Source organism: Pandoraea commovens, assembly GCF_024704525.1.
In the GTDB taxonomy this organism is placed as follows: Bacteria; Pseudomonadota; Gammaproteobacteria; order Burkholderiales; family Burkholderiaceae; genus Pandoraea; species Pandoraea commovens.
This window is the reverse complement of sequence record NZ_CP102780.1, coordinates 4,595,898-4,618,856: the sequence shown is the minus strand read 5'-3', so window position 1 is coordinate 4,618,856 and position 22,959 is coordinate 4,595,898. Positions and strand designations below refer to the sequence as shown.

11 protein-coding genes and 1 riboswitch are annotated in these 22,959 nt (G+C 63.2%); of the genes, 7 read left to right on the top strand and 4 right to left on the bottom strand.

Going from position 1 to position 22,959, the window contains the following annotated elements; genetic code table 11:
• Nucleotides 1-217: 217 nt before the first annotated feature.
• Nucleotides 218-1,732 carry an efflux transporter outer membrane subunit gene (locus tag NTU39_RS20725; RefSeq protein WP_150664576.1) on the top strand — a complete coding sequence of 505 codons (1,515 nt, stop codon included), beginning with the start codon at nucleotides 218-220 and terminating at the stop codon, nucleotides 1,730-1,732.
• A 417-nt stretch (nucleotides 1,733-2,149) separates the two neighbouring features.
• On the top strand, nucleotides 2,150-2,788 hold the full coding sequence (locus tag NTU39_RS20720) for a response regulator (RefSeq protein WP_150664311.1): 639 nt from the start codon (nucleotides 2,150-2,152) through the stop codon (nucleotides 2,786-2,788).
• A gap of 38 nt (nucleotides 2,789-2,826) precedes the next feature.
• On the opposite strand, the gene NTU39_RS20715 is transcribed toward NTU39_RS20720, so the two are convergent.
• Nucleotides 2,827-5,049: an FUSC family protein gene (locus tag NTU39_RS20715; RefSeq protein WP_150664310.1), complete on the bottom strand. Its 2,223-nt coding sequence runs from the start codon at nucleotides 5,047-5,049 to the stop codon at nucleotides 2,827-2,829.
• 268 nt (nucleotides 5,050-5,317) lie between these two features.
• Between NTU39_RS20715 and recC the strand changes: the two genes are divergently transcribed.
• From recC to recD, 3 genes are read left to right on the top strand one after another with little or no spacing between them, the layout of a single operon-like run.
• A complete protein-coding gene (gene recC, locus NTU39_RS20710) occupies nucleotides 5,318-8,752 on the top strand; it encodes an exodeoxyribonuclease V subunit gamma (RefSeq protein ID WP_257958454.1) in 3,435 nt (1,144 codons plus the stop codon).
• The gene (recB, locus tag NTU39_RS20705) at nucleotides 8,749-12,627 is read left to right on the top strand and encodes an exodeoxyribonuclease V subunit beta (RefSeq protein ID WP_257958453.1); all 3,879 of its coding nucleotides are present in this window, start codon (nucleotides 8,749-8,751) and stop codon (nucleotides 12,625-12,627) included. Before recC ends, recB begins: the two co-directional genes overlap by 4 nt.
• Entirely contained in the window at nucleotides 12,624-14,816 is a 2,193-nt protein-coding gene (recD, locus tag NTU39_RS20700; RefSeq protein ID WP_257958452.1) for an exodeoxyribonuclease V subunit alpha, read from the top strand. The genes recB and recD overlap by 4 nt, the downstream gene beginning before the upstream one ends.
• Here recD and paeA read toward each other — a convergent pair.
• Nucleotides 14,764-16,125: a polyamine export protein PaeA gene (gene paeA / locus NTU39_RS20695; protein WP_257958451.1), complete on the bottom strand. Its 1,362-nt coding sequence runs from the start codon at nucleotides 16,123-16,125 to the stop codon at nucleotides 14,764-14,766. The two genes, recD and paeA, sit on opposite strands and share 53 nt — an antisense overlap.
• A gap of 468 nt (nucleotides 16,126-16,593) precedes the next feature.
• Here paeA and NTU39_RS20690 point away from each other — a divergent pair, with 468 nt between their 5' ends.
• Nucleotides 16,594-17,712 (top strand): hypothetical protein, encoded by a 1,119-nt coding sequence (locus NTU39_RS20690; protein ID WP_257958450.1) that lies wholly within the window; start codon nucleotides 16,594-16,596, stop codon nucleotides 17,710-17,712.
• Nucleotides 17,713-17,883: 171 nt separating this feature from the next.
• Here the strand turns inward: NTU39_RS20690 and thiC are convergent, their stop codons facing one another.
• Nucleotides 17,884-19,800, bottom strand: coding sequence for a phosphomethylpyrimidine synthase ThiC (gene thiC / locus NTU39_RS20685; RefSeq protein ID WP_039400731.1), 1,917 nt, complete (start codon nucleotides 19,798-19,800; stop codon nucleotides 17,884-17,886).
• A 73-nt stretch (nucleotides 19,801-19,873) separates the two neighbouring features.
• Nucleotides 19,874-19,972: riboswitch (TPP riboswitch) on the bottom strand.
• A gap of 99 nt (nucleotides 19,973-20,071) precedes the next feature.
• Nucleotides 20,072-21,727 (bottom strand): hypothetical protein, encoded by a 1,656-nt coding sequence (locus NTU39_RS20680; RefSeq protein WP_257958449.1) that lies wholly within the window; start codon nucleotides 21,725-21,727, stop codon nucleotides 20,072-20,074.
• Between the two features lie 304 nt (nucleotides 21,728-22,031).
• Between NTU39_RS20680 and NTU39_RS20675 the strand changes: the two genes are divergently transcribed.
• The gene (locus tag NTU39_RS20675; protein WP_150664304.1) at nucleotides 22,032-22,910 is read left to right on the top strand and encodes an OXA-62 family carbapenem-hydrolyzing class D beta-lactamase OXA-1149; all 879 of its coding nucleotides are present in this window, start codon (nucleotides 22,032-22,034) and stop codon (nucleotides 22,908-22,910) included.
• The last annotated feature ends 49 nt before the right edge of the window (nucleotides 22,911-22,959 follow it).

Here is a 22,959-nt window from a genome sequence, read left to right as displayed (position 1 = left end):
GCGCGATGCGCGCTCGTCGATGGCTGCCCTGACTCCCTTGACTTCCGGGGCCTCTTCACCGATTGAAGCCTCTGCTGTCCCAGTTCATTCAGTGACCTCTGTTGCGGCCGAAGGGCCGATGTCTGCCATGCCTCGTATCGTGAACCGTCAAGTTTCCAACGTTCGTTTCCACGCCGCTGCCGTGAGCGTTGCGAACGGACAAGGGCGTGGCCTGAGAATGTCGCCGCGTGTGCGTCGTTCGGCAACGTTCCTCGCGGCGAGCGCGGTCCTGTGGCTTGCAGGCTGCGCGCTGGGACCCGACTATGTTCGCCCGGAGATCGACACACCGGCGGCGTTCAAGGAAACCGGCGACTGGAAGCTGGCCGAGCCGAACGACGCGGCCGACAAGGGCGATTGGTGGGCCATTTATCAGGATCCGGTGCTTGCCGATCTGATGTCCCAGGTCGACATCAACAACCAGAACATCAAGCTGGCCGAGGCGAACTATCGTCAGGCGCTGGCAGTGGCGGGGCAGGCCCGCGCGGCGTTCTTCCCGACGATTGGTGCTAATGCCGGTGTGACGCGCAGCAGTTCGCGCGTGAGCAATACGGCCGTCAGCGGTTCGGGCGTGGGGGGGATTTCCAACAGCTACAGCTTGTCGGGGACGGCAAGCTGGGAGCTCGATATCTGGGGCAGCGTGCGTCGGTCGGTGGAAGCCGGTAATGCGAGCGCCGAGGCAAGTGCGGCGGATCTGGCGAACGCACGTCTGTCGGCGCAGGCGTTGCTCGCCCAGAACTACTTCGACCTGCGCGTGACGGATGCCCAGAAGGCGCTGCTTGGGCGCACCGTCGCGGCCTACGAGCAGACGCTGAAACTCACGCAGAACCAATATGCCGTGGGCGTCGCGCAACGCTCGGACGTTATTCAGGCGCAGACACAACTGCAACAGGCTCAGGCGTCCGCGCTCGATATCGAAGTGACGCGCGCTCAACTGGAGCACGCCATCGCGTTGCTCGTCGGCAAGGCCCCGGCCGTGTTCTCTCTGACGCCTGCGCCATTGCGCGCCGCCTTGCCGCCTGTGCCGGTCAGCTTGCCGTCGAAGCTGTTGGAGCGTCGTCCCGACATTGCGTCTGCGGAACGTTCCGTGGTCGCCGCGAACGCGAAGATCGGGGTGGCGAAGGCCGCATTCTTCCCGACGCTTTCCCTCTCGGCAACGGGGGGCTTCCAGAGCAACAGCTTTGCCGATTGGCTGACATTGCCGAGCCGTTTCTGGTCGGTCGGTCCGGCGCTGGCGGCCACATTGTTCGATGGCGGCCTGCGACGCGCACAGACCGACGCGGCGATTGCCGCCTACGACGCGCAAGTCGCGACGTACCGCCAGACCGTGCTCACAGCATTCCAGTCGGTGGAGGACAATCTGGCGGCGCTTAACTATCTGGGGCGCGAGGCAGCCGTACAGAATCAGGCGGTGCAGTCGGCGCAGGAAGCGGCGCAACTGATCCTCAACCAGTACAAGGCAGGGACCGTAGGATTCCAGAATGTGCTGACGGCGCAAGCGACTGCGTACACCACGGAGCGTACAGCCCTGACCATTCTCGGCAGACAGTTCACGGCGAACGTGTTGCTCGTGACCGCACTCGGCGGTGGATGGCATGGATTGCCGCATGACGGCGCGGGAGCAAGCGGCGCGGCCAGCAGTGGGACCGATGCGCCGAACGGCGGCAACGCGTCGGGGCCTTCCGCGAAGGAATAACTACGCATCTCGGGAGGCGTGCAACGCGCCGACCATTAAATCCAGCGCAGGTGTTTAAGGTAATTCCGACTTTCGCAATCGGAATGCCGGAAACCCGCGCTGTGAATCTTTCGAATGCCGGTGACGCGAGTAGCACAAACTCCCGCAGTATGTGGCTGTGCAATTTCACGTCCGTGCAAGCCACTTCAAGTAGTTAGCGTGCAGTACCCGCTCTATCGGGCAGCATACGGGCCTCTCGTGGATGGACCACACCGCGTGGCACGCCGCTGTGTCCGATATGACTATGTGACGTTTCCCATCCGGTCGCCCTGTTCTCTTTTTGCCAGAATGGACCCGCTTCGTTGTGACGGCCGACGCGAAGCACCGCGTGCGTCGCGCGGTCACCACGGTCTGCCAAACGAAGCGAGGGGGGACACAATGACGATCAATGTCGTGGTCGCTGACGATCATCCGATTGTGCGATTTGGAATACGACGTCTGCTCGAAGAGCGGGACATGATCCACATGGTCGGGGAGGCGGGAAATTCGTCGGAGCTGGTCAATCTGCTGGCCAAAGCGCCGTGCGACATCCTTGTTACCGATTTCTCCATGCCCGGCGGCAACTTCAAGGACGGGCTCTTTCTCATCGGTTATGTGCGCCGCTACTTCCCCAACATCAAGATCATTGTCGTCACGATGCTGGAGAATCTCGCCATTCTGCGGGGCATGCTCAAGCTTGGCGTGCACTCGATTCTCTCGAAGCTCGATGAGCAGAGTTCGATTGCAGACATTGTGTGCGTGGTGGCCGATGGCAGCCGTTACATTCCCGCTGGCCTGGCAACGCGCTTGCACGACTCGGTGATCGACGATCTCGAAATCGATGCGTCGAAGCTCTCGGGGCGCGAAGTCGAAGTGGTGCGCTTGTTCGTCTCCGGGCTGACCATCAGCGAGATCGCGTTCCAGCTGAGTCGCAGCGTCAAGACCGTGAGCTCTCAGAAGACCAACGCCATGCGCAAATTGGGATTGGACCGGGACGTCGATCTCTATCACTACGCGACGCGCACGGGCATCACCTGAAGCACAAGCGAACCGGTCCGGCGCGCGCTATCACGGGTTCAAGCGGGCAGACGAATCGCCCGCATGTCGCGCAGAATCAGCTCACCCGCGCGCAACATCTGTTTGAGCTGATGCACGACCTGCTTGATCTCCTGCACGTGCGCGTCGACAGCGTCCGGTTGCTGCTCCTGCGCGACGACCAGGGCATCGAGACGCTTCGTGTAATCGCGCATCGCTTCGGTGGCGGCTTGCGTGTCTGTCGGCACGGACGCCGCCGGTGCGGCGACCGCTTGCGAAAGCAGGTCGCTGATCGCGGCAACCACCTGCCCCAACTCCCCGCTCTTGTCTGCCGCGATCTGTCGCGGCAGCACATCCGACAGGCCCGTGATGTACGACGCCATCACGTGGTTCTGCACCAGCAAATCGTTCAGCTCGGCAACCGCGACCTGCTTGGACTTCGGTTCCAGCATCATCCGCTTGAAGGCGGCACCGAAATTCCCGAAGGCAATGTGCATGTCCTTGCGCGCCATGCGATAGGCGAAGTCGTCGCGTTTTCCGTCTAGTGCGGCGCTCGACTCGAGATAGGTGCGCGTGGACTGCACCGCATTGCGGATCAGCGGCCCCATCAACCGGTATTCCCAATACGGGAACAGATACGAACACACCAGCGCGATGGCCGATCCGATCAGCGTATCGATGGCGCGCTCGCCGATCACCGAGAGCGAGCCCGGCAACAGGAAGTGGAACAGCAGCAGCACGTACGACGACATAAAGACAACCGAGAGGCCGTAGTTGAACAACGACAGGCTGTTGCCCATGACCATGCAGAAGAACATGAGGGCGAGCAGGATCCAGGCCTTGTGAACGAAGGAGAGAATTACCAGCACGCTCACGCAGCCGATCAGCGTGCCGGTCAGACGCTGCGCGTTCTTCTGCTTCGTCAGGCTGAAACCCGGCTTCAAAATCACGATGATCGTGAGCAGTACCCAGTAGCTGTGATCCTGCCCGGCGAGCAACGACCAGTTTTCGCAGATGAGCAGCCCGGCGGCGATGGCGATCGTCACTCGCAACGCGTGACGGAAACTCGGCGACGAAAAAGTCAGATTTTTCCAGAGAAGTTTCGGAGAAAAGCTCTGTCGCGACGTAAAGCGTTGCAGGGCCTGATCGATCTGCACTTCGGTCGCGCTGCCGGCCGTGCTCACATCGGTGTTGCGGTGCATCCGCTCGACGATACGCGTGGTGCTCCACACACGACGGAACGTGCTGGTGAGCGCCTGATAGGCTTCCGGGGACTTCTGTTGCAGCGACTGCTTGCGCATCAGTTCGATTTCGTACTCGATGGCCCGGAATTCTGCGCGCCAGCTGCGTTGTGCCCGCGAGGGCTCGTTGGTCGCAATGGCGTAGCCAATCGCGTCCACTTCGATGGCGATCTTGCGGATCATGTCGCGGAAGAACAGCAGCACGTCGTTGTCGGCGAACTCGCGGCGCAGCATCGGATAGTCGGTATGCACCGACACCACCGTCTCATGCAGATCGACGATGTTGATGAACAGATTGAACAGCATGGTGCGGCGTGGTTCCAGCGCACCGATGCGCAGCCGGGGCAGGTTGCGCAGAATGATCTCGCGCGCCGCCTGCTGTTTTTCCACCACATTGACTTGTGCCGCGATCAGACGGCGGTAGCAATCGTCGATATCGGTCGACGTATCGTAGAAGGCCGCTTTAGCTTCCAGATACTCGGACGTGACAAAGAAGCACTCCGCGAGCGTTTGCTGCTCGATGCGAAACCACCAGATGCGACAGACGAACAGGCTGAAATAGGTGTACCAAAGCCCCCCGGCCAGCACGGCTCCGGCATCGAGCACCGCCTGATGGCGCGTGAGGTCCGCTTCGACGTTGAGGACCATCATCATGAGACAGGCGAAACTGACGAGCGACGCGCGCAACCCATAGACCACAAGCATCGACAGACCGAACGTCAGAATCAACGAGGTGATCCAGAGTTGCCATGGCTGTGCGGCCGTCGCCATACCGGTGATCAGGACCGTCAGCGCGCCGAGGAGTGTGCAGCTCAGCAGTTCGGTGTGCTTGTGACGCAGCGGCCCGTTGATGTCGACCACGCTCGCGCAGAGCGCGCCGGAGGCGACCTCGATGCCGAGCAGGTGCTGATCCATCCCCCAGAACAGGACGAGCGCAGGCAGGATGACGCCGACTGCCTGCCGGGTGCCGCTGAAAAAGTAGTGGCTATAGAGAAACTTCTTGATATCGGTCTGGTAGTCCATGCGTCGGGTGCGAGGGTTCCGCTGCAAAGCCGACCGCGCGATGGGGTAGGGCGCGGCGCAGTGAGAGTCTAGCCGATGCCCGGCGTGCCGCGAAGTGGGGATACCGCCGGTTACACGCGGGCCGCCGATGGAGGCCGGTCGTGCACGCCGCGCGTGGCGTTGGGTCGCCGTCACCCATGACGGGGTGAGCTTTCGGATCTGTCCGATAGGCTTTGGCACAGGGCATTTGTTATGCTTGCGAACAGACTCGCTAAGCCGCCACGCCCGCATGCTCCATCTATTCTTCTCCAACCGGTTCACCACGCTCGAAGCCGCCCTGTTGCGCGACATCGCACAGGCACCTGACGCGTCGTCGGGGGCGGGGAATCCCTTTGAGACGGAAACCATCGTGGTGCCCAGCGTGGCTGTGCGCCGCCGGCTCGAACTGGACTATGCGGACGTCTTCGGCGTGTGTGCAAACGTCCGCCTGACGTATCTGGCGCAATGGCTCTGGGACATGGCAGGCAAACTGCTCACCGTGCCGGAAAGTTCGCCGTTCGCGCCCGACCGGCTGGTCTGGCCGCTGTATCAGTGTCTCGCGCAGCCGTGGGTGGAGGCGTCGCCGCGGCTGGCCGGTTATCTGGCCGGAGCAGACGACGTCATGCGGTTCGAGTTGGCCGACCGACTTGCCCACATTTACGATCAATACCTGACTTACCGGCCGGACTGGCTGGAACGGTGGCAATCCGGCGAAGTTATTTCGCCGGGGGCGTCGACGACCTGGGGCGACGTCCAGCGTGCCGACGAGGCTTGGCAAAGCGCTTTGTGGCGGCAGGTGCTGGCGCATCTGGAGATTCGCGAGCGCCATCCGACGCTGCGGGCCATCGACCGGATCGAACAGCTCACGCCGGAGGCGGTTCCGGTCGGCTGGCCGTCCCGGGTTTGCGTGTTCGCGCTGTCGTCGATGCCGCCGCTTTCGATGGCATTGCTCAAGGCCATGTCCCGCCTGATCGACGTGCATCTTTATGTCCTCAATCCCTGCGAGAGCTACTGGTTCGACATCGTGCCGCCGTCTCGGCTGTCGTATCTGACCCAACGTGACGGCAAAGCCCACCGCGAGGTGGGGCACCCGTTGCTGGCGGAATGGGGACGGCAGACGCAGTCGCACATCGATGCGTTATACGCGGATCTTGCGCCGCAGGCGGTGGAGGACCGGGCGTTGTTTCAGCCGAATCCAGCGCCCACGCTGCTGGCTGCCTTGCAGAACGGCATTCTTTCCCTGGACGATGGTCGTCATGGCGCACCCGACGGTGTCGCGGCCGATGGCTCGGTGCAGGTGCATGTCTGCCATAGCCTTGCGCGTCAGATCGAGGTTCTGCACGACCGCCTGCTGGCGTGCTTCGACGAAATTCCCGATCTGCGTCCCGACGATGTGCTGATTACCGTGCCGGACCTTGGCCGTGCGGCACCGCTCATCGACGCGGTGTTCGGCACCGCAACGCCCCGCATTCCTTATCTGGTAACCGGCCTGCCGCCGACGCGGACCAACCCTGTCGCACGTGCCTTCGCGTCGATTCTGGCATTGCCGCAGCAGCGGGTGGCGGCGTCGAGCCTTGTCGAACTCGCACGCACAGAGGCAGTAGCGCAGCGTTACGACCTGGGCGGCAATGTGCTCGACGCCATTCAGAACTGGCTGCACAGTGCCGGCGCACGCCGGGGCTGGCGCGGAGACGCCTTGTTGCGGCTTGACGGTGCCGGACAGACGTCACGTGATGGCGCGGTGGCCGGAGCCGGTGCTGGCGTACCTCCTGCCTTGGAGCGCCATACGCTGGGCGACGCCATGATGCGCCTGTTCCTCGGCTATGCCTTGCCGGACGACGCCATGCCAGTTGACGACTGGCTGCCTGTCGGCGGAATCGAAGGCGGCAGGGCCGAGTTGCTGGGGCAACTGGCGCGGCTGATCGACGATCTCGATATGACGGCGGTGTCGCTCCAGACCGAGCGGACCGGCCTCGCGTGGCGCGATCAGTTGCTGGCAATGTTGGAACAGTTCTTCTCGGATGAGCCACGTTTTGCCGATGACGTCGCCGAAGTGCGTATGGCGATCGAACAAATCGGCACGGCCATTGCCGACGGTGCGCCTGAGGTGCGCGTGCCGGTGGAAGTGGTAGCGCGCGTGCTGGCCGACGCGCTCGACGATCCGACACGCGGCGGGGTACCGTCGGGACGCGTCACGTTCGCCGCGATTCCGAGCTTGCGTCTGTTGCCATACCGCGTGGTCTGCATGATCGGCATGGACGATGGCGTGTTGCCCGGGCGCTTGCGCGCCGACGAGTTCGATCTCATGCGTGCGCTGCCACAACGTGGCGACCGTCAGCGCCGCGATGACGAGCGCAATCTGTTCCTCGATTTGATGCTGAGTGCGCAGGACCGCTTTCTCATCACCTATACGGGGCGAAGCGTTCGCGATAACGCGCCGTTGCCACCGTCCACCGCCGTGGACGAATTGCTGGATTTCACGGGACAGTTGCTCGCGCCGGTATCGCAGGGATTCGACCTCGACGAGCAACGCAAAGCTCGTGAGACGCTTGTTGTCCTGCATCCGCTTCAACCGTTCTCACCCGCGTACTTCGATGGACGTGAGCCGTCGTTGTACAGCTATGACGTTGCTAACGGCGAGGCTGCTCAGCAACTGGTGGGTCAGTTGGCATCCCCTGCACCGGACGCAGCCGCAACGCCGTTCGTCAATGAGCCATTGCCCGCCATCGTGCAAACGCATCTTACGCTGGACGACCTGCTGCGCTTCTGGCGTCACCCGGGGCGGGCGTGGGCGCGCGACCGGCTAGGCCTGTCGCTCGGCGAAATGCTCACCGAAGTCGAAGACGAAGAGCCGTTCGTACTCGACTGGTCGGGGCGCGACGCGCTCGCCGCGCGGCTGCTGCCGCGACTGTTGCGCGATGACGCTCAGGATTCGCGAGCTCAGGCGGCGGCGATCGAGCGCATCGCGAACGTCAGTCATGAGCTGCCAGGCGGTGCGACGGGGGCGGTATGGCGTCGACGTGAACTCGGCGGGTTACGCGCACTGGCTACGCAAGTGAGAGAAGCGCAGGCGGAGGGCACACAGGAATTGCTCGTGACGTTGTCGCTCAAGCCCTCGCTCCCACCGTCGTGGACGGCTTCGACGGATGCGATCTGGCACGGCGATGCGACGCTGTGCGCAGACTGCTTGCTGCAAGGGCGTCTGGCCCCGGTGTCGCGCCACGGACTCGTCATGTATCGCTATGGCAGCATGCGTCCGAGCGATCTGCTTGCCGCCTGGCTCGCCCACCTCGCGCTATGTGCACATTTGCAGCAACCGGAACATGCGGGGCTTGAGGTCGCACCACGAACGCTCTGGTATGGAGAGGACGAGACATTTGCGCTGCGACCCGTGGACGATGCGGCGGCACTGCTCGCGCAATGGGTGGCGTTGTATCGCCTTGGCCAGACCCGGCCGTTGCCGTTCTTTGTGCGGAGCGCGTGGAAACTGGCGAGTACCGGAAAAATGACAGATGCCGAAAGCGCGTGGTCCGGCTCTGCATTCGCTCGCGGCGATGCCGACGATCCCTATACCAAGCTGATCTGGCGGGGTGTGGAAGACCCGCTGACGTCGCCGTTCGACTTGCTGGCGAACACGATGTTCGGGCCGATGGTGCACCACCTTGAAATCGTGGAGGGCGCATGACGCAGCTCATCGACCTCGACGTCTTCGGTTGCGATCTCGATGGTGTCTGCCTGATCGAAGCCTCTGCCGGTACGGGCAAGACGTGGAACATCTGCGCGCTCTATGTACGGTTGTTGCTTGAGAAGCAACTGACCGTCGAGCAGATTTTAGTCGTGACGTTCACGAATGCCGCAACGGCAGAATTGCGTGAACGGATTCGTGGACGTCTCGCCGGACTGGTCGCAGCGATGGCCCCGGTCTTCGATGAGGACGAGGACGGAGGCGAGGGCGGCGACGAGGACGAAGACGACTTCCCCGACTTCGATCCGGACGCCAGCGACGATCCCTTGTTCAACGTGATGATCGCCGGGCTGATCGAGCGTGGAGAGATGTCGCCGAAGGCCATTCGCGAATGCCTCCAGCGTGCGTTGCGCGGTTTCGATCAGGCGTCGATTCACACCATCCACGGTTTCTGCCAGCGAGCACTCGCCGAAGTGCCGTTTGCTGCCGGGCTGCCATTTGCTTATGAGTTGGTGCCGGACGACAACGGCGTGCGTCACGATCTGGCCGTGGAGTTCTGGCGTCGCGTCGTTGAGCCGATGGCGGGACAGGATGACAACTTCGCCGCATGGCTGGTGGACCGCAAGCGTTCGCCGGGCACGCTTACGGATCAATTGGCGCGTCGTCTGAAGAAGCCGATGTCCGAGTTGCGTTGGCCGGAGGCCGTGCAAAGCGATGCGCAAGCGTCGCCCGATTCGGCGTTGCTGGCGACATATTTGGCAGCGTGCGAGTGCTGGGAAGCTGAGGCATCGGTGATTGCCGACCTGATGCGCGCAGTACTGCCTTCCTACAAGAAGAATATCTACAACGAGACGTCGCTCCCGCAGGCCGTCTCGGCATGGCAGCGATATCTTGGCGCGCGAGACGCCGGTGCATTGCTGGGGCCGAAGGCCGAGTTGCTGACGACAACGCGACTCGCCAAGGACATCAGGAAGGGGGAGACGCCTCCCGACCATCGCTTCTTTGAAATGGCGGACGTACTCGTTCGGGCGCGCGCGGATGCCGACGAGCGCTACGCGATGCAGTGGCTGCGAATCCTGCGTGAGTGGCTGATGCAGGCGCCGGAACAGTTGGCGCTGCGCAAGCGCGAACTGCGCGTGGTGTCGTTCGACGACCTGCTTGGCAATATCGCGCGCGCGCTGAATCAGCATCCCGATCTGGCGGACGCGTTGCGCGAGCGCTATCCGTGCGCACTGATCGACGAATTCCAGGATACCGATCCGCTGCAATTCGCCATTTTTAGTGCCGTGTACGGACATCGGGCAGCGGCATCGGAGGGCGCCTCGGGCGAAGCAACGGAACAAATGCTGTCGGCCAGTGGGCGCGGCCCGATGTTCATGGTCGGCGATCCCAAGCAGGCCATTTACAGTTTCCGTGCGGCGGATCTGCACACTTATCTGGCCGCGCGCGAGAACGCCGACGCGGCGTACACGCTTGCCGTCAATCAGCGCTCGACGCCTGCCATCATCGAAGCCGGTAACCGCTTGTTCGGTGCCAATGATCGTGCGTTCGTACTTGACGGGCTGGCGTACCCACCGGTGCGTTCGGGCACGCGTCGTCGTCCTCCCTTGACGGACGTGCGGGACGTCGCCGACTTTACGGTCTGGTGGCTGCCCGACGCCGACGAGCCGCTACCCAAGGACGAGGCGCAGCAAGCGTGCGCCCGCGCAACGGCGGCCGAAGTGGCGCGCTTGCTGGCGGGGGCGTCGCGCGGCGAGGTACTGGTCGGCGATGAGCCGCTCGCACCTGGCGATATTGCCGTGATCGTGCAGACGCACCGTCAGGGCGCGCTGATGAAATCGATGCTCGCCGAACACGCGGTAGGGAGCGTGGAGTTGACGCAGGACTCGGTATTCGCGAGCGAAGAGGCGGAAACCTTGCTGCGTGTGCTTCGTGCGGTGGAGGCGCCGGGCGATGTTCGAGCCCTTCGCGCAGCACTCGCGACAGAGTTGTTCGGACTCGATGCCACGGCGCTTTACCGCATGCAGACAAGCGATGCTTCCGATGCGGAGGCGATCGCGTGGATCGAGCGCCTGCAACGGTATCGTCAGTTGTGGACGGATCGTGGGTTCTCCGCGATGTGGCGCACGCTCATGCGCGAGCTTGGACTTGCGGCACGGTTGGTTGCGCAGCCCGGTGGAGAGCGTCGTCTGACCAACTTCATGCATCTGGCTGAGCTTGCACAAGCGCGATGGGCAGAGCAGCCGGGCATGCCCGCGCTGCTGCGCTGGCTGGCGTCGCAGCGCAATGCCAGCGGAGGCGAGGAGGCTCAGTTGCGCCTGGAGTCGGATCAGAATCTGGTCCAGATCGTGACCGTCCACAAATCGAAGGGGCTTGAGTATGGTGTCGTGTTCTGCCCGTTCCTTTGGGACGGTTCAGTGCGCGACGGCGGAGGTCTCGAAGGTCTGGAGTACCACGATGGTGCTACGGCCGTCATTGACTTTACCGACGCGGCAGGCAAGGGATCACCTGCCGCTGCCGCGTTGCGGCAGGAGCAATCGGCAGAGCAGGCACGCCTGCTGTACGTCGCGCTGACGCGCGCGGTGTACCGCTGCTATCTCGCAGCGGGCATCTATTCGTCGCGTCGTAGCGTGAAGGAGGCGTGCGGCGGCATGCTCAACTGGCTTGCGGCCGGGCAAGGGACGGCGTTCGACGCTTGGATCGCTTCGACCATCGATGCCGATGAGCGCGTCGAGGCGATTCGCCTGGCATGGAAGGCGCTCGTTGGCGGGCCATTTGACGTCGTGCCATTGCCAGTGGGCGATGCGCTCGACGGCGACACGCGTATCGTGCACGACGCCGCGCCGGAACTGACCACGCGCGCGAGTACGCGAGCCTTGCGCGAAGCATGGCGCATCGGCAGCTTTTCTGGGTTGCTTGCAGGTATGCACACCGGACCGCAACTCAGTGGTGGCCAGTTGAGTGCACCGGAACGCACGCGTCCCGATTACGACGCGCAAGCCAATGCGGGACCGACGTTTGCGTTGCCGCCGGAAGGCGATGACGCGTGGCCGCCCGCGGACGACATTCTTCGCTTTCCGCGTGGCCCGGCTGCCGGGGAGAGCTTGCACCGAGTGTTCGAACTGGCGGACTTTCAGTCGCGTGCCCAGTGGCCGCATGCGGTGTCGCGGGCGCTGCGCGAACGTCCACCGGGACGTGGCGCGGAGCAAAACGACACGTGGCGCGCCATGATGACGAACATGTTGAGCGACACGCTCGCCACGCCGTTGCGCCCCGGCATGCAACTGGCGGATGTCTCGCTGGCCGAGCGTCTTACCGAGATGGAGTTCACGTACCCGGCGGATGCGGTCTCGCTCGACGCACTGCGTGGCCTGTTGCGCCAGTTCGGCTATCCCGATCTACCGCTGGACGCGACGGTCCTGCGAGGCTATCTCAAAGGCTTCATCGATCTGGTGTTCCGTCACGGCGGTCAATGGTGGATTCTCGACTGGAAGTCAAACTACCTCGGCACCGCCCCCGAGAACTACGGCGGCGACGGCTTGCGCGAGGCCATGGCCGAACACGGCTATCACCTGCAGTACTTGCTTTACACGCTGGCGCTGCATCGTTTTTTGCGGCGTCGCTTACCTGATTACGATTACGACCGCGATATGGGCGGCAGCCTCTATTTGTTTGTGCGCGGCGTGCGCCCGGATTGGGCCAGCGCGCACCTCGCCGGAGATGAAGTCCCGGGGGTTTTCTTCGACAAGCCTTCGCGGGAAATGGTCGACGCACTCGATGGACTGTTCGCCGCGGGTGAAAACGCGGCGCTGGCTCAGGCGCTCTCGCTGGACACGCAAGGCGCATCGGCCGGGACCGACGAGGAGGACGCATGAGCGATAGACGCCATATGGGCGATGCGTCCGGGGCACCACTGGCGGACAGCGGCGTGGTGCGACTTGCACAAGGTTTCGCGCGTCGCATGGGATTGCTCGCGCGAGGGAACGGGGCCGACGAGGTTACGTGCCGCTACGTTCGGCGGGCGGCGCTCGAAGTGAGCCTCGCGACGTCGGAAGGCCACGTTTGCGTGCCACTCGACAACCTGCTCGACGAACAGGCCAGCGGCGAGCTGTTTCCCGGTGACGCGCCTGCGTTGTCGGTCTGGCGAGATGCGCTCTTCGCAAGCGGCTTGTGTGCGCCGGCCAGCCTCGCACATGTACTCACGGGCGATGTGCAGGCAGACGCCTATCCGCTCTTGCTCGACGATCAGGACCGTCTGTATCTGGCTCGCTACTATCACTACGAAGCGCGCCTTGCCCTCGCGCTGGGACGAAAACTGACCCTGAGCGGCGAAGCGATGTCAGCATCGACTGCATCGACTTCGGCGATCACGGAGGAAGACCACAAGCGCTTGCAGCGCTACTTCAGCGACGGCGTGTTGCTTTCGCCGGAAGGCCAGCGCGAGCCGAATTGGCAAATGGCGGCGGCGGCCCTCGCATTGCAACGCTCGCTGGTCGTGCTCAGCGGCGGCCCGGGAACGGGGAAGACCACCACGGTCGTCGGTCTGATTGCCTGTCTGCTCGAGCGCGATGCCAACCTGCGCGTTGCGCTGGCGGCACCCACCGGTAAAGCGGCGCAGCGTATGCAGGAAGCTTTGACGGCACGTCAGGACTTGCCGGAAACCGTGCGACTCGCGCTCCCCGAAGCAGCGGTGACGTTGCATCGACTGCTCGGTGTATTGCCGGAGTCGGCGGAGCAGGTCGGGCGACGCTTTCGTCATCACGCAGGCAACCCGTTGCCCTATGACCTGATCGTGGTGGACGAAGCGTCCATGATCGATTTGTCGATGGCGACGCAACTGCTGGAAGCGGTGCCGGAGGGGGCGCGTCTGGTATTGCTGGGCGACAAGGATCAGTTGGCGGCCGTCGAGGCGGGAGCGGTGTTCGGTGAACTGAGCGCCCAACGAGGGTTTTCGCCATCGATGCGCATGCAGTTGCTGTCGGCGCTCGGCTGGCCGTCAAACGACTTACCTACCTCGGGCCCGCTGGCCGTGAGCGGCGCCAGCGTGTCGAAATCGAGCGCTGTGCCGACGGCGCAAGGTCAGGCGCGACGCGGTTTGGAGGACGCCGTCGTCTGGCTGGAGCGCACCTATCGCTTTGGCGCGAACTCGGCGATTGGCCGTCTGGCCACGGCCATCAAGACAGGGAAGGTCATCGATGCCCGTAAGGAGTTCACTGTTGCCGAGAGCGTGTCCGGCCGCACGAATACCGGACGAGGAGCGAGTGCCGCACACGCCGAAGCCGACTCGGTGGACCGCGTGCTGCTAAGCGAAGATGGCGGAATTCAGTTGTCGCCAGCCACACTCAACGCGCTGGCCGATGGCTACGGCGAATACCTTGATGCGCTCGCTCAGGCTTTTTCGACGATTGAACAGTTAGGCGATCCCGCTGCGGCCACGACGGCAGACATTGCGATGGTCGCTCAGCCTGTCTTTGCTGCTTTTGGGAAGTTTCGCGTGCTGTGCGCGACGCGGGGCGGCCGACGGGGCGTCGAGTTTCTCGGCGCACAACTGACGGCGCTGCTGGCGCGTCGTGCGGGCGTGGCGTTGGGTGCGGGGGGCGGCGCGTGGTTTGCGGGGCGTCCGGTGCTTGTGACGCAGAACGAATACGCGCTGAACCTCTTCAACGGCGATATCGGCATTGCGTTGCCTCTAGGTCCTTCCGGCACGTTGCGTGTGACGTTCGCCACGCCGGACGGTGGCTATCGCCTTTACTCGCCTGCAAGTTTGCCCGCGCACGAAACGGCGTTCGCGATGACGATTCACAAGTCGCAGGGATCGGAATTCGAGCGTGTGGCGATTGTGCTGCCGGAGCAGGCGAGCCGGGTGCTATCGCGAGAACTGATCTATACGGGAGTCACGCGTGCGCGCCGGGAGGCGTGGCTGTATGCGCCGTGGCCGGTGATCGCCTCGGCCATCGCGCGCCCGACGCAGCGCGATGGCGGTCTGACCGACCGTCTGACGGAGGTGCTGGCTACGATGTCTGATTCTCCGACGGATTCGCGTTCAGCTTTGCCGCTGCGATAGCAGCCTCGGCGACGGCACCGATGCGGGTGACGAGCAACTGGTCGATCTTGTAGTTGTCGATGTCGACCACTTCGAACTTGTAGCCCGCCGCTTCGGTGGCTTCCGACTTCTTCGGAATGCGCTTGAGCTGATAGATCATGAACCCGGCGATGGTCTCGAACTCGCCCTCACCGGGGAGTTCGTCGATATCGAGCGCCTTTTTCACGTCCTCGACGGACGTGACACCATCGACAAGCCATGAGTGCTCGTCACGTTGCACGATCTGGTCTTCGTCGGCCGGGTGGACGACATCGCCCATGAGGGCGCCAACGATGTCGTTAAGCGTCACCACACCGACCACCAGACCGTACTCGTTGATGATGACGGCGAAGCCTTCGCGGGTTTCCTTAAAGCGTGCCAGCGCTTCGGACAGATTGAGCGTGTCCGGAATCACCAGCAGTTTCTTGGCGTAGAGACGATCCAGATTGCGGATCACGCTGGAGAGGTCTTCGCTCGCAATGCGCTGGAGCAGGTCCTTCGAGTCGACGTAACCGAGCACGTTGTCGATTTCGTCGCGACACACGAGATACTTCGAATGCGGACTTTCCGTGATTTTCTGACGGATGCTGCGCTCGTCTTCGGCGATGGTGAAGTACACCACGTCGTCGCGGAAGGTCATGACCGAGCCAACGGTGCGTGACTCCAGTTCGAACACGTTCTCGATCAGATGCAGTTCCTGCTTGCGCAGCACGCCAGCCTGCGCACCGGCACCGACCATGGCTGCGATGTCTTCCGACGTGATGTTGTCGATCGCATGGGTCGGCAGTTTGAACATGCGCAAAAACAGGTTCGCTACGCCGTTGAAGACGTAGACCAAAGGACGCAGGATTTTCAGGCAAAGCAGCATCGGATCGATGATGGCCATCGCGACGCGCTCAGGATTGACCATGGCGAGACGCTTCGGAATCAGATCGGCGAACTGGATGAAGGCGATCGTGATGAACAGGAACGATCCGATACCGGCCAGTCGCAGGGCGAGTGCTTCGTCGGTGAATGGCGAGAGCCAATTGAACAGGTAGCTGGTGAGGAAGCTTTCGCCGAGCACACCGCCGAGCACGGCGACGGCATTCACGCCGATCTGAACGACGGTGAAGAAATTGCCCGGCTGTTCCTTGAGCGCGAGCACTTTGACGGCTTGCTCGTCGCCCTTCTCCATGAGCACCTGAAGTTTGGTGCGCTTGGCCGCAGTGAGCGAGATTTCGGCAGCGGAAAAGAAGGCGCTTGCCAGCACCAGCAAAAGAATACTGAAAAGAAAACCGTAACCACTCATATTGTTGTCCCTGTAAGTGCGAGTGCGGAAACATAGCCGCGACGCAGGCCGGACCGGTTCGCACGGGAGTGGGTCCGGGAGCAGGGAGACATTTCAAAACAAGGCCGGCGGGCCATCATTTTGAGATGCCTTCGGGCTAGAGCGCGGGAGCAGCGTACCCGCTGGGCGGGACGCGTCAGCCGCGTCGGCTGTACCGCTGTCCGATAGCATGCCATAAGTTCGGGGCACTCCGACAGCGCGACCCCTGCGTACCCGACGCGCACCGGGCGCACTCCGGACGCTCTCAGGCGGCGCGGCTGTCCACTCCGAGGCGGTCGCTTGCACGAGCTGCGAGAGTCAGCGTGCAGAACCGAAAATTCGCGAACGACCGTTCGGGCATCGTGGACGCTGTCTTGACCACGCCTCCCGGCGACGTCGAGACAGTGGTGCACACCACGCTTCTCCCTTCCCCTATTTGAGGACTTATCGATGACTTTCGGTATGCAGTTCGCGAATCACGCCCCCGTCATGGGCGGCCTTGCCCCGATGCCCGTCACACTTCATCCCGGCGGAATCAATAACGTCGTGGATATGCCACTTACGGGCATCGAAAATATACGAAGCGCTCGCCTGGACCATCCCGGGACCCCGCATGCGTTGCAGGCGACCGCCGTTGCGCAATCGTCGAGTTACGCGGCTCGCGAGATGGGTCGTCTTCAGTTCGAAGCCGATTTCGCGAGCGTTTCGTCGCAAGAAAACCGGTCGGGCGAGACATCTTCAGGGGGGCTCGAGGATGTCGACAGTGTGGATGTCCTTGAGGCACCCATGACCGGCGAATCCCTGGCGTCCCTTCTCGCACCACGTGTCGCGCAACCGGTCCTCCCGCTCGCGGCGGTGGCCACGTTGCACGTCTGTGCCAGTTCGCATCAGGTCAGCACCCGTGCCGCATCGCTTGACGGGCGCAATCACCCGGTCGTCATGCCGGACGGACGCAGCGAACGCGCGCAAGTCTGTCGCGACATCGTCAACGGTTCATTGCTCGGCACGGACGGTCGCAACGGTACGGTGCCGTTCGAGCCGACGCGTGCCGACGTGACGAAGACGGTGGCGGACACGGCGCGTCGATGGACTGGCAAGCCCGCACTGGCAGGCAAGAAGGAGTGGTCGACGGCATGTCTGGTGCGCGAGACGCCGGACAAATTCATCGGCAAGCTGAACGCGCGCCTGCAAGCCGGCACGCGGCCCATGCCCGCGAGCGAAAGCACCGAGTGGATGCTTCGTGTGGGGTTTGCTGCCGGTCTGCCGATGCATCAGGCGATTGTGCGCGGCGATCTGCCCGAGTCCATCGGGTTGGGCACGGACGAGTGGGCGAAGCTCGCTCTAGGCGTCGAACAACTGGGGGAGCGTCACTGGGAGATGCGCCACACCGAAGTGATGGACGCCGCAGCCATGCCTGCGACGAACACGGAGGCATTCACCGCGCTGGCAACGTCGATGTCTTCGGTCGCCAAGCACATCGCGACAGAGCGGCTGCGCAACTACCTCACGCAGCGTGGCGTGCCCACGGTGCCGGCCGCCGTTACCAGCGAGTCGCCTTCCGTCGTATAACGACGGTGTCAAACCTGTCAGCGATATCGTCCGCCTGACTGGGGCAAGAGCAGTCGGCAACGCCATCGCAATAAAAAACGCGCCCGGTATTACCCGGGCGCGTTCTGCTTGCTAGACGATGATTTGCCGCACGCGACAGCGGCGTCGATGCCACCGTCGCTCACGGGCTAATCAGGTGCGACGATAGATTTCGGCGCCGCTCTTCACGAACTCGACCGCCTTGACCTCCATCCCTTGCTTGAGGGCAGCTTCGTCGGTAAGTCCTTGCTTGGCGGCGTAATCGCGCACGTCCTGCGTGATCTTCATCGAGCAGAAGTGCGGTCCGCACATCGAGCAGAAGTGAGCGACCTTGGCGGAATCCTTCGGCAGCGTCTCGTCGTGGAATTCACGCGCCTTGTCCGGGTCGAGACCGAGGTTGAACTGGTCTTCCCAGCGGAATTCGAAGCGTGCCTTCGACAGCGCATTGTCACGAATCTGCGAACCCGGGTGACCCTTGGCGAGGTCGGCCGCGTGGGCTGCGAGCTTGTACGTGATGATGCCTTCCTTGACGTCGTCCTTGTTCGGCAAGCCAAGGTGTTCCTTCGGCGTGACGTAGCACAGCATGGCCGTGCCGTACCAGCCGATGGTGGCCGCGCCGATACCCGACGTGATGTGGTCGTAACCCGGGGCGATGTCCGTGGTCAGCGGTCCGAGCGTGTAGAACGGGGCTTCGTCGCAGTACTCGAGCTGGAGATCCATGTTCTCCTTGATGAGCTGCATCGGCACGTGGCCCGGGCCTTCGATCATGACCTGCACGTCGTGCTTCCACGCGATTTGCGTGAGTTCGCCCAGCGTCTTGAGTTCGGAGAGTTGCGCTTCGTCGTTGGCGTCGTAGATCGAGCCGGGACGCAGACCGTCGCCCAGCGAGAACGCGACGTCATAGGCCTTCATGATTTCGCAGATCTCTTCGAAGTGCGTGTACAGGAAGCTTTCCTTGTGGTGTGCGAGGCACCACTTGGCCATGATCGAGCCGCCGCGGCTGACGATACCCGTCATGCGGTTGGCCGTCATCGGCACATACGCGAGACGCACGCCAGCGTGGATCGTGAAGTAGTCGACGCCTTGCTCGGCTTGCTCGATGAGCGTGTCGCGGAACATTTCCCACGTCAGGTCTTCGGCCTTGCCGTTGACCTTTTCGAGCGCCTGATAGATCGGCACCGTGCCGATCGGCACCGGGCTGTTACGCAGAATCCATTCGCGCGTTTCGTGAATGTGCTTGCCGGTCGACAGATCCATGACCGTGTCGCCGCCCCAGCGGATCGCCCACGTCATCTTGTCCACTTCCTCGCCGATCGACGACGTCACGGCCGAGTTGCCGATGTTCGCGTTGATCTTCACGAGGAAGTTGCGGCCGATGATCATCGGCTCGGATTCCGGGTGGTTGATGTTGTTCGGGATGATGGCGCGCCCGCGCGCGATCTCTTCGCGCACGAATTCCGGCGTGATTTCGGCGGGAATGCTGGCGCCGAAATGCTGGCCCGGGTGCTGACGCGTGAGCAGCTTCGCCAGGCGCTCGCCCTGCGGACCGGCGGCGCGCACGCTTTCGATGTATTCCTGACGGCGCAGGTTTTCACGAATCGCGATGTATTCCATCTCGGGCGTGATGATGCCCTGACGCGCGTAGTGCATCTGCGTCACGTTCTTGCCGGCCTTGGCGCGGCGCGGGGTGCGATGCAGGCCCGGGAAGCGCAGGTCAGCGGTGGCGCTGTCGTTAGCGCGCTCAAGGCCGTAGGCGGAGCTCAGGCCCGGCAGCGCTTCGGTGTCGCCGCGCTCTTCGATCCACTTCGCGCGCAGCGCTGGCAGGCCGGAGCGGATGTCGATGGTCGCGTTCGGATCGGTGTACGGGCCCGAGCAGTCGTAGACGTAGATCGGCGGATTCTTCTCGCCGCCGAAGCTCGTGGGCGTGTCGGCTTGCGAGATTTCGCGCATCGGGACCTGAATGTCCGGGCGCGAGCCTTCGACGTAGATCTTGCGGGAATTGGGCAGCGGTGCGATCGCAGCTTCGTCCACGCGCGCGTTGGCTGAGAGGAACTTCGGATTGGCGTTCATGCAATGTCTCCTGGCGGGGCACGTGTTGACGCCGACAATTTCGGCGCAAAGCGGCTCAGGAGCATGAACGGGGGCGAGGAATTTCTACGCTCCCTGCGCTGGCATTATCCAGATCAGGTTCTAAGGGTATTTCTCACCCACAACTCACGTTGCAGGACCCCTGCGCTTAGCTTTGCGGCAACGATACACCGACACGCCGGGCAAAACAAGCACGATGTGTCCCGAAAAACGTGAACTGAAAATGGTGCGGTGCGACATGCCGACGGGCGCTTCAACCGTCCTGCGCGACCCGCACCTCGCGTTGAAAGTCGCGCGGCATCAGGCGTAGTGCATCGCGGAAAAAGCGCCGGTCGGGCGGCGGCAGCATCGGCAGTACACGACCGAGCGATTGCGCGGCGTGGAATGCCTGCGGCGAGTCGCCGTCCTGATGCAGCGCGAACCACAGCATTTCGAACCACAGATTGGCGAGCTGCAATGGCTCGAAACGTACGCGTCCCTCCTCGTGGTCGGCGAGCGTTGTAGCCACAACGTCGGTCCAGCGCAGGAAACCTTTGGCGCGCGAGAAGGGCGCGCCGAATGGCTGGACGGCGTCGAGAAAGGCATCGACTGCGAGGGGCGTGCTCGCGCGCAGCGTCTCCAGATCGGGATCGCGTCGCACCGGGACAGCGCCTCGTGCAATGCGCAGCAGGAACACCGTATTCCAGACGGAATTCCCGCCCACACCGAAGCGGTCGCAAATCCACTCCGATAAGCCGATCCACCGCAATGCCTGACGCTGGACTTCGGCCGCTGCAAGCCTTCTGCCCGGATCGATCAGCGCCCCTTGCCAGAACAGCCAGAGCGACAGGCCGATGTTGGCGGCCACGTGCTGAGCCAGCTCGATGGAGTCGGCTTCGAACGCGGCTTGCAGGGCGTCCGAGAAGGCGGCCAGCGCGTCGGCGGCGGATTGCGCACGGGCAGGCATCGGACCATTGCGCGCGGCGTGCGACTTGTGCAGCAGCGCCTGGAGATTGCGGCTCTCGAAGCGAATGCGCGGGTTGTAGACGAGACACGGGGCGAGCGACGCGTCGTCGCTGATGCGTTGCAGATGCGCGAACGCGCCCGGCTCATCACGCAATGCGTAGGCCTGCCATGCCTGCACGATCCAGTGCATGGCACGTAACGTCGGCGAGCCGGGCTGGCTCGCGCCGAAGGTGGCCGCGAGTGTGGCCAAGGTCTGTTTCGTGCGCGCGGCGTCTCCCATGCGACGCCACACGATGGTCTCGGCGAGCAGCGCAATGCCACGCTGTACGTCGTCCACGGCACACACCTGCGCCGCGTGGAACGACGGGATCGCGCCCGTGCGCTGGCGTCTGGCTTCGCTTGGCGTCGCAGGCGGTGACGGCGAGAAGAACACGCCGTCCTGCATGTCGCGCTTGCCGAGCGTCAGGTGATGCCAGAACGCAATGTCCTGCATGACGTAATCGAGTGCGGGTGACTGAGCGTCCGGCGTGCTGTCCTGCGGCAAACCGAGAAACGCAGCGATCGCGCGGCGCGGATCGGCGGGTGTCGTGTCGCCGATGGCGACTTCGATACGCGACATCTCGTGCGCTGCGAGCCAGAAGGGGCCCTTGCCACGTCCGCGCGTCGGGAGCAGACGCACATCGGCGTGCCGGTCATCGCCCCAGCCGACTGCGACGCCCCATCGCGCAAAGTCAGAAAACGCGCGGCTGATGAGCATGCGCAGATCGCCCCCGAGGCCCGCCTGACCGAAGCGGATCTTGAGCGACGCAAGCGTCACCGGCGACGCCTCGAAATGCGCGGCGTAATAGACGCGCATCAGCAACCACAGGCTTTGGTATCGCACCGGCTGACCGTCGATTTTCTGCGGCGCGTCGAGTCGCACGACGAGTGCGGGAGCGAGCGACGGTTCGGTGGTGTCGTTCATGTTGACTGAGTAACTCGGGCAGCAAGCATGGCAGGGACCGGCGACGCGCATTGCGTCGCGAACGGCGTGCACACGTTCCACGTGTTCATGGAAGGGGCGAGCCGATGATACGGCGGTTACGTCGGTTACGGTAGCTTTGCTTTGCAGCTGTCGAAACGCGCACTAAGCTGCAAACGCATTTCGAAAATGCAGTGCCTGGCCAGCGCGACGCGTATCGGCAGCGACGACGGTTTCGATGTCGCTGCCACCCTCGGTGTGTCATCGCTATGTCACCCACAAGCTTCTTGAAAATAAGGATAACGAAATGAAACGAATTCTCTCTCGCTGGCGCCGCGTGGCCGTCATGCTGCGCCTGGCGTCGTCGGTCGTCGCGTATGGTGTGCTGCCTTCGCCAGCACACGCGCTGGAATTGTCGCGGGCGTCAGCAGCGGGAGCACCTTCCGTGGCAGCCCCCGTCCACCTGACCGAGCGCGCCGACTGGGGCAAGTTCTTCGCGGCGGAAAACGTGAAGGGCACGGTCGTTGTGCTCGACGGCAAGACACAGACGTATCAGGCATATGATTCGGCGCGCGCCGAGCGGCGTATGTCACCGGCGTCGACATACAAGATATTCAACAGTCTGCTGGCGCTGGAATCGGGCGCGCTGGACAACGAGCGCGAGACGATTCCGTGGGACGGCAAACCACGCCGGATGAAGGCGTGGAATGCGGAGTTGAATCTGCGCGACGCGTTTCGTGTGTCTTGCTACCCGTGCTACCAAGTCGTTTCGCACAAGATTCCGCGCGCGTATGCGCAGGCGAAGCTCGACGCCGTCGGGTACGGTAACCGGACCATCGGTCGCGTGAACGACACCTATTGGGTGGATGACAGTTTGCAGATCTCGGCGCGTGAGCAGGTCGATTTTCTGCAACGTCTGGCGCGTGGCACGTTGCCGTTCTCGGCCCGTTCGCAGGACATCGTCCGGCAGATTTCCATCGTCGAAGCGAACATGGACTATGTTCTGCACGGCAAGACGGGCTGGTTTGTCGACAAGAAGCCGGATATCGGCTGGTGGGTGGGCTGGCTCGAGCGTGACGGCAATCTGACGATGATTGCGCTGAACATCGATATGAACGGTGACGCCGACGGACCGAAGCGCGCGCGTATCGTGCGTGAGGTGCTGAAGAACCTGAAGTTGATCTGAGTCTGGCGCCGTGCGACGCGAACGTCGAATGACGTCGTGTCGCACGCGT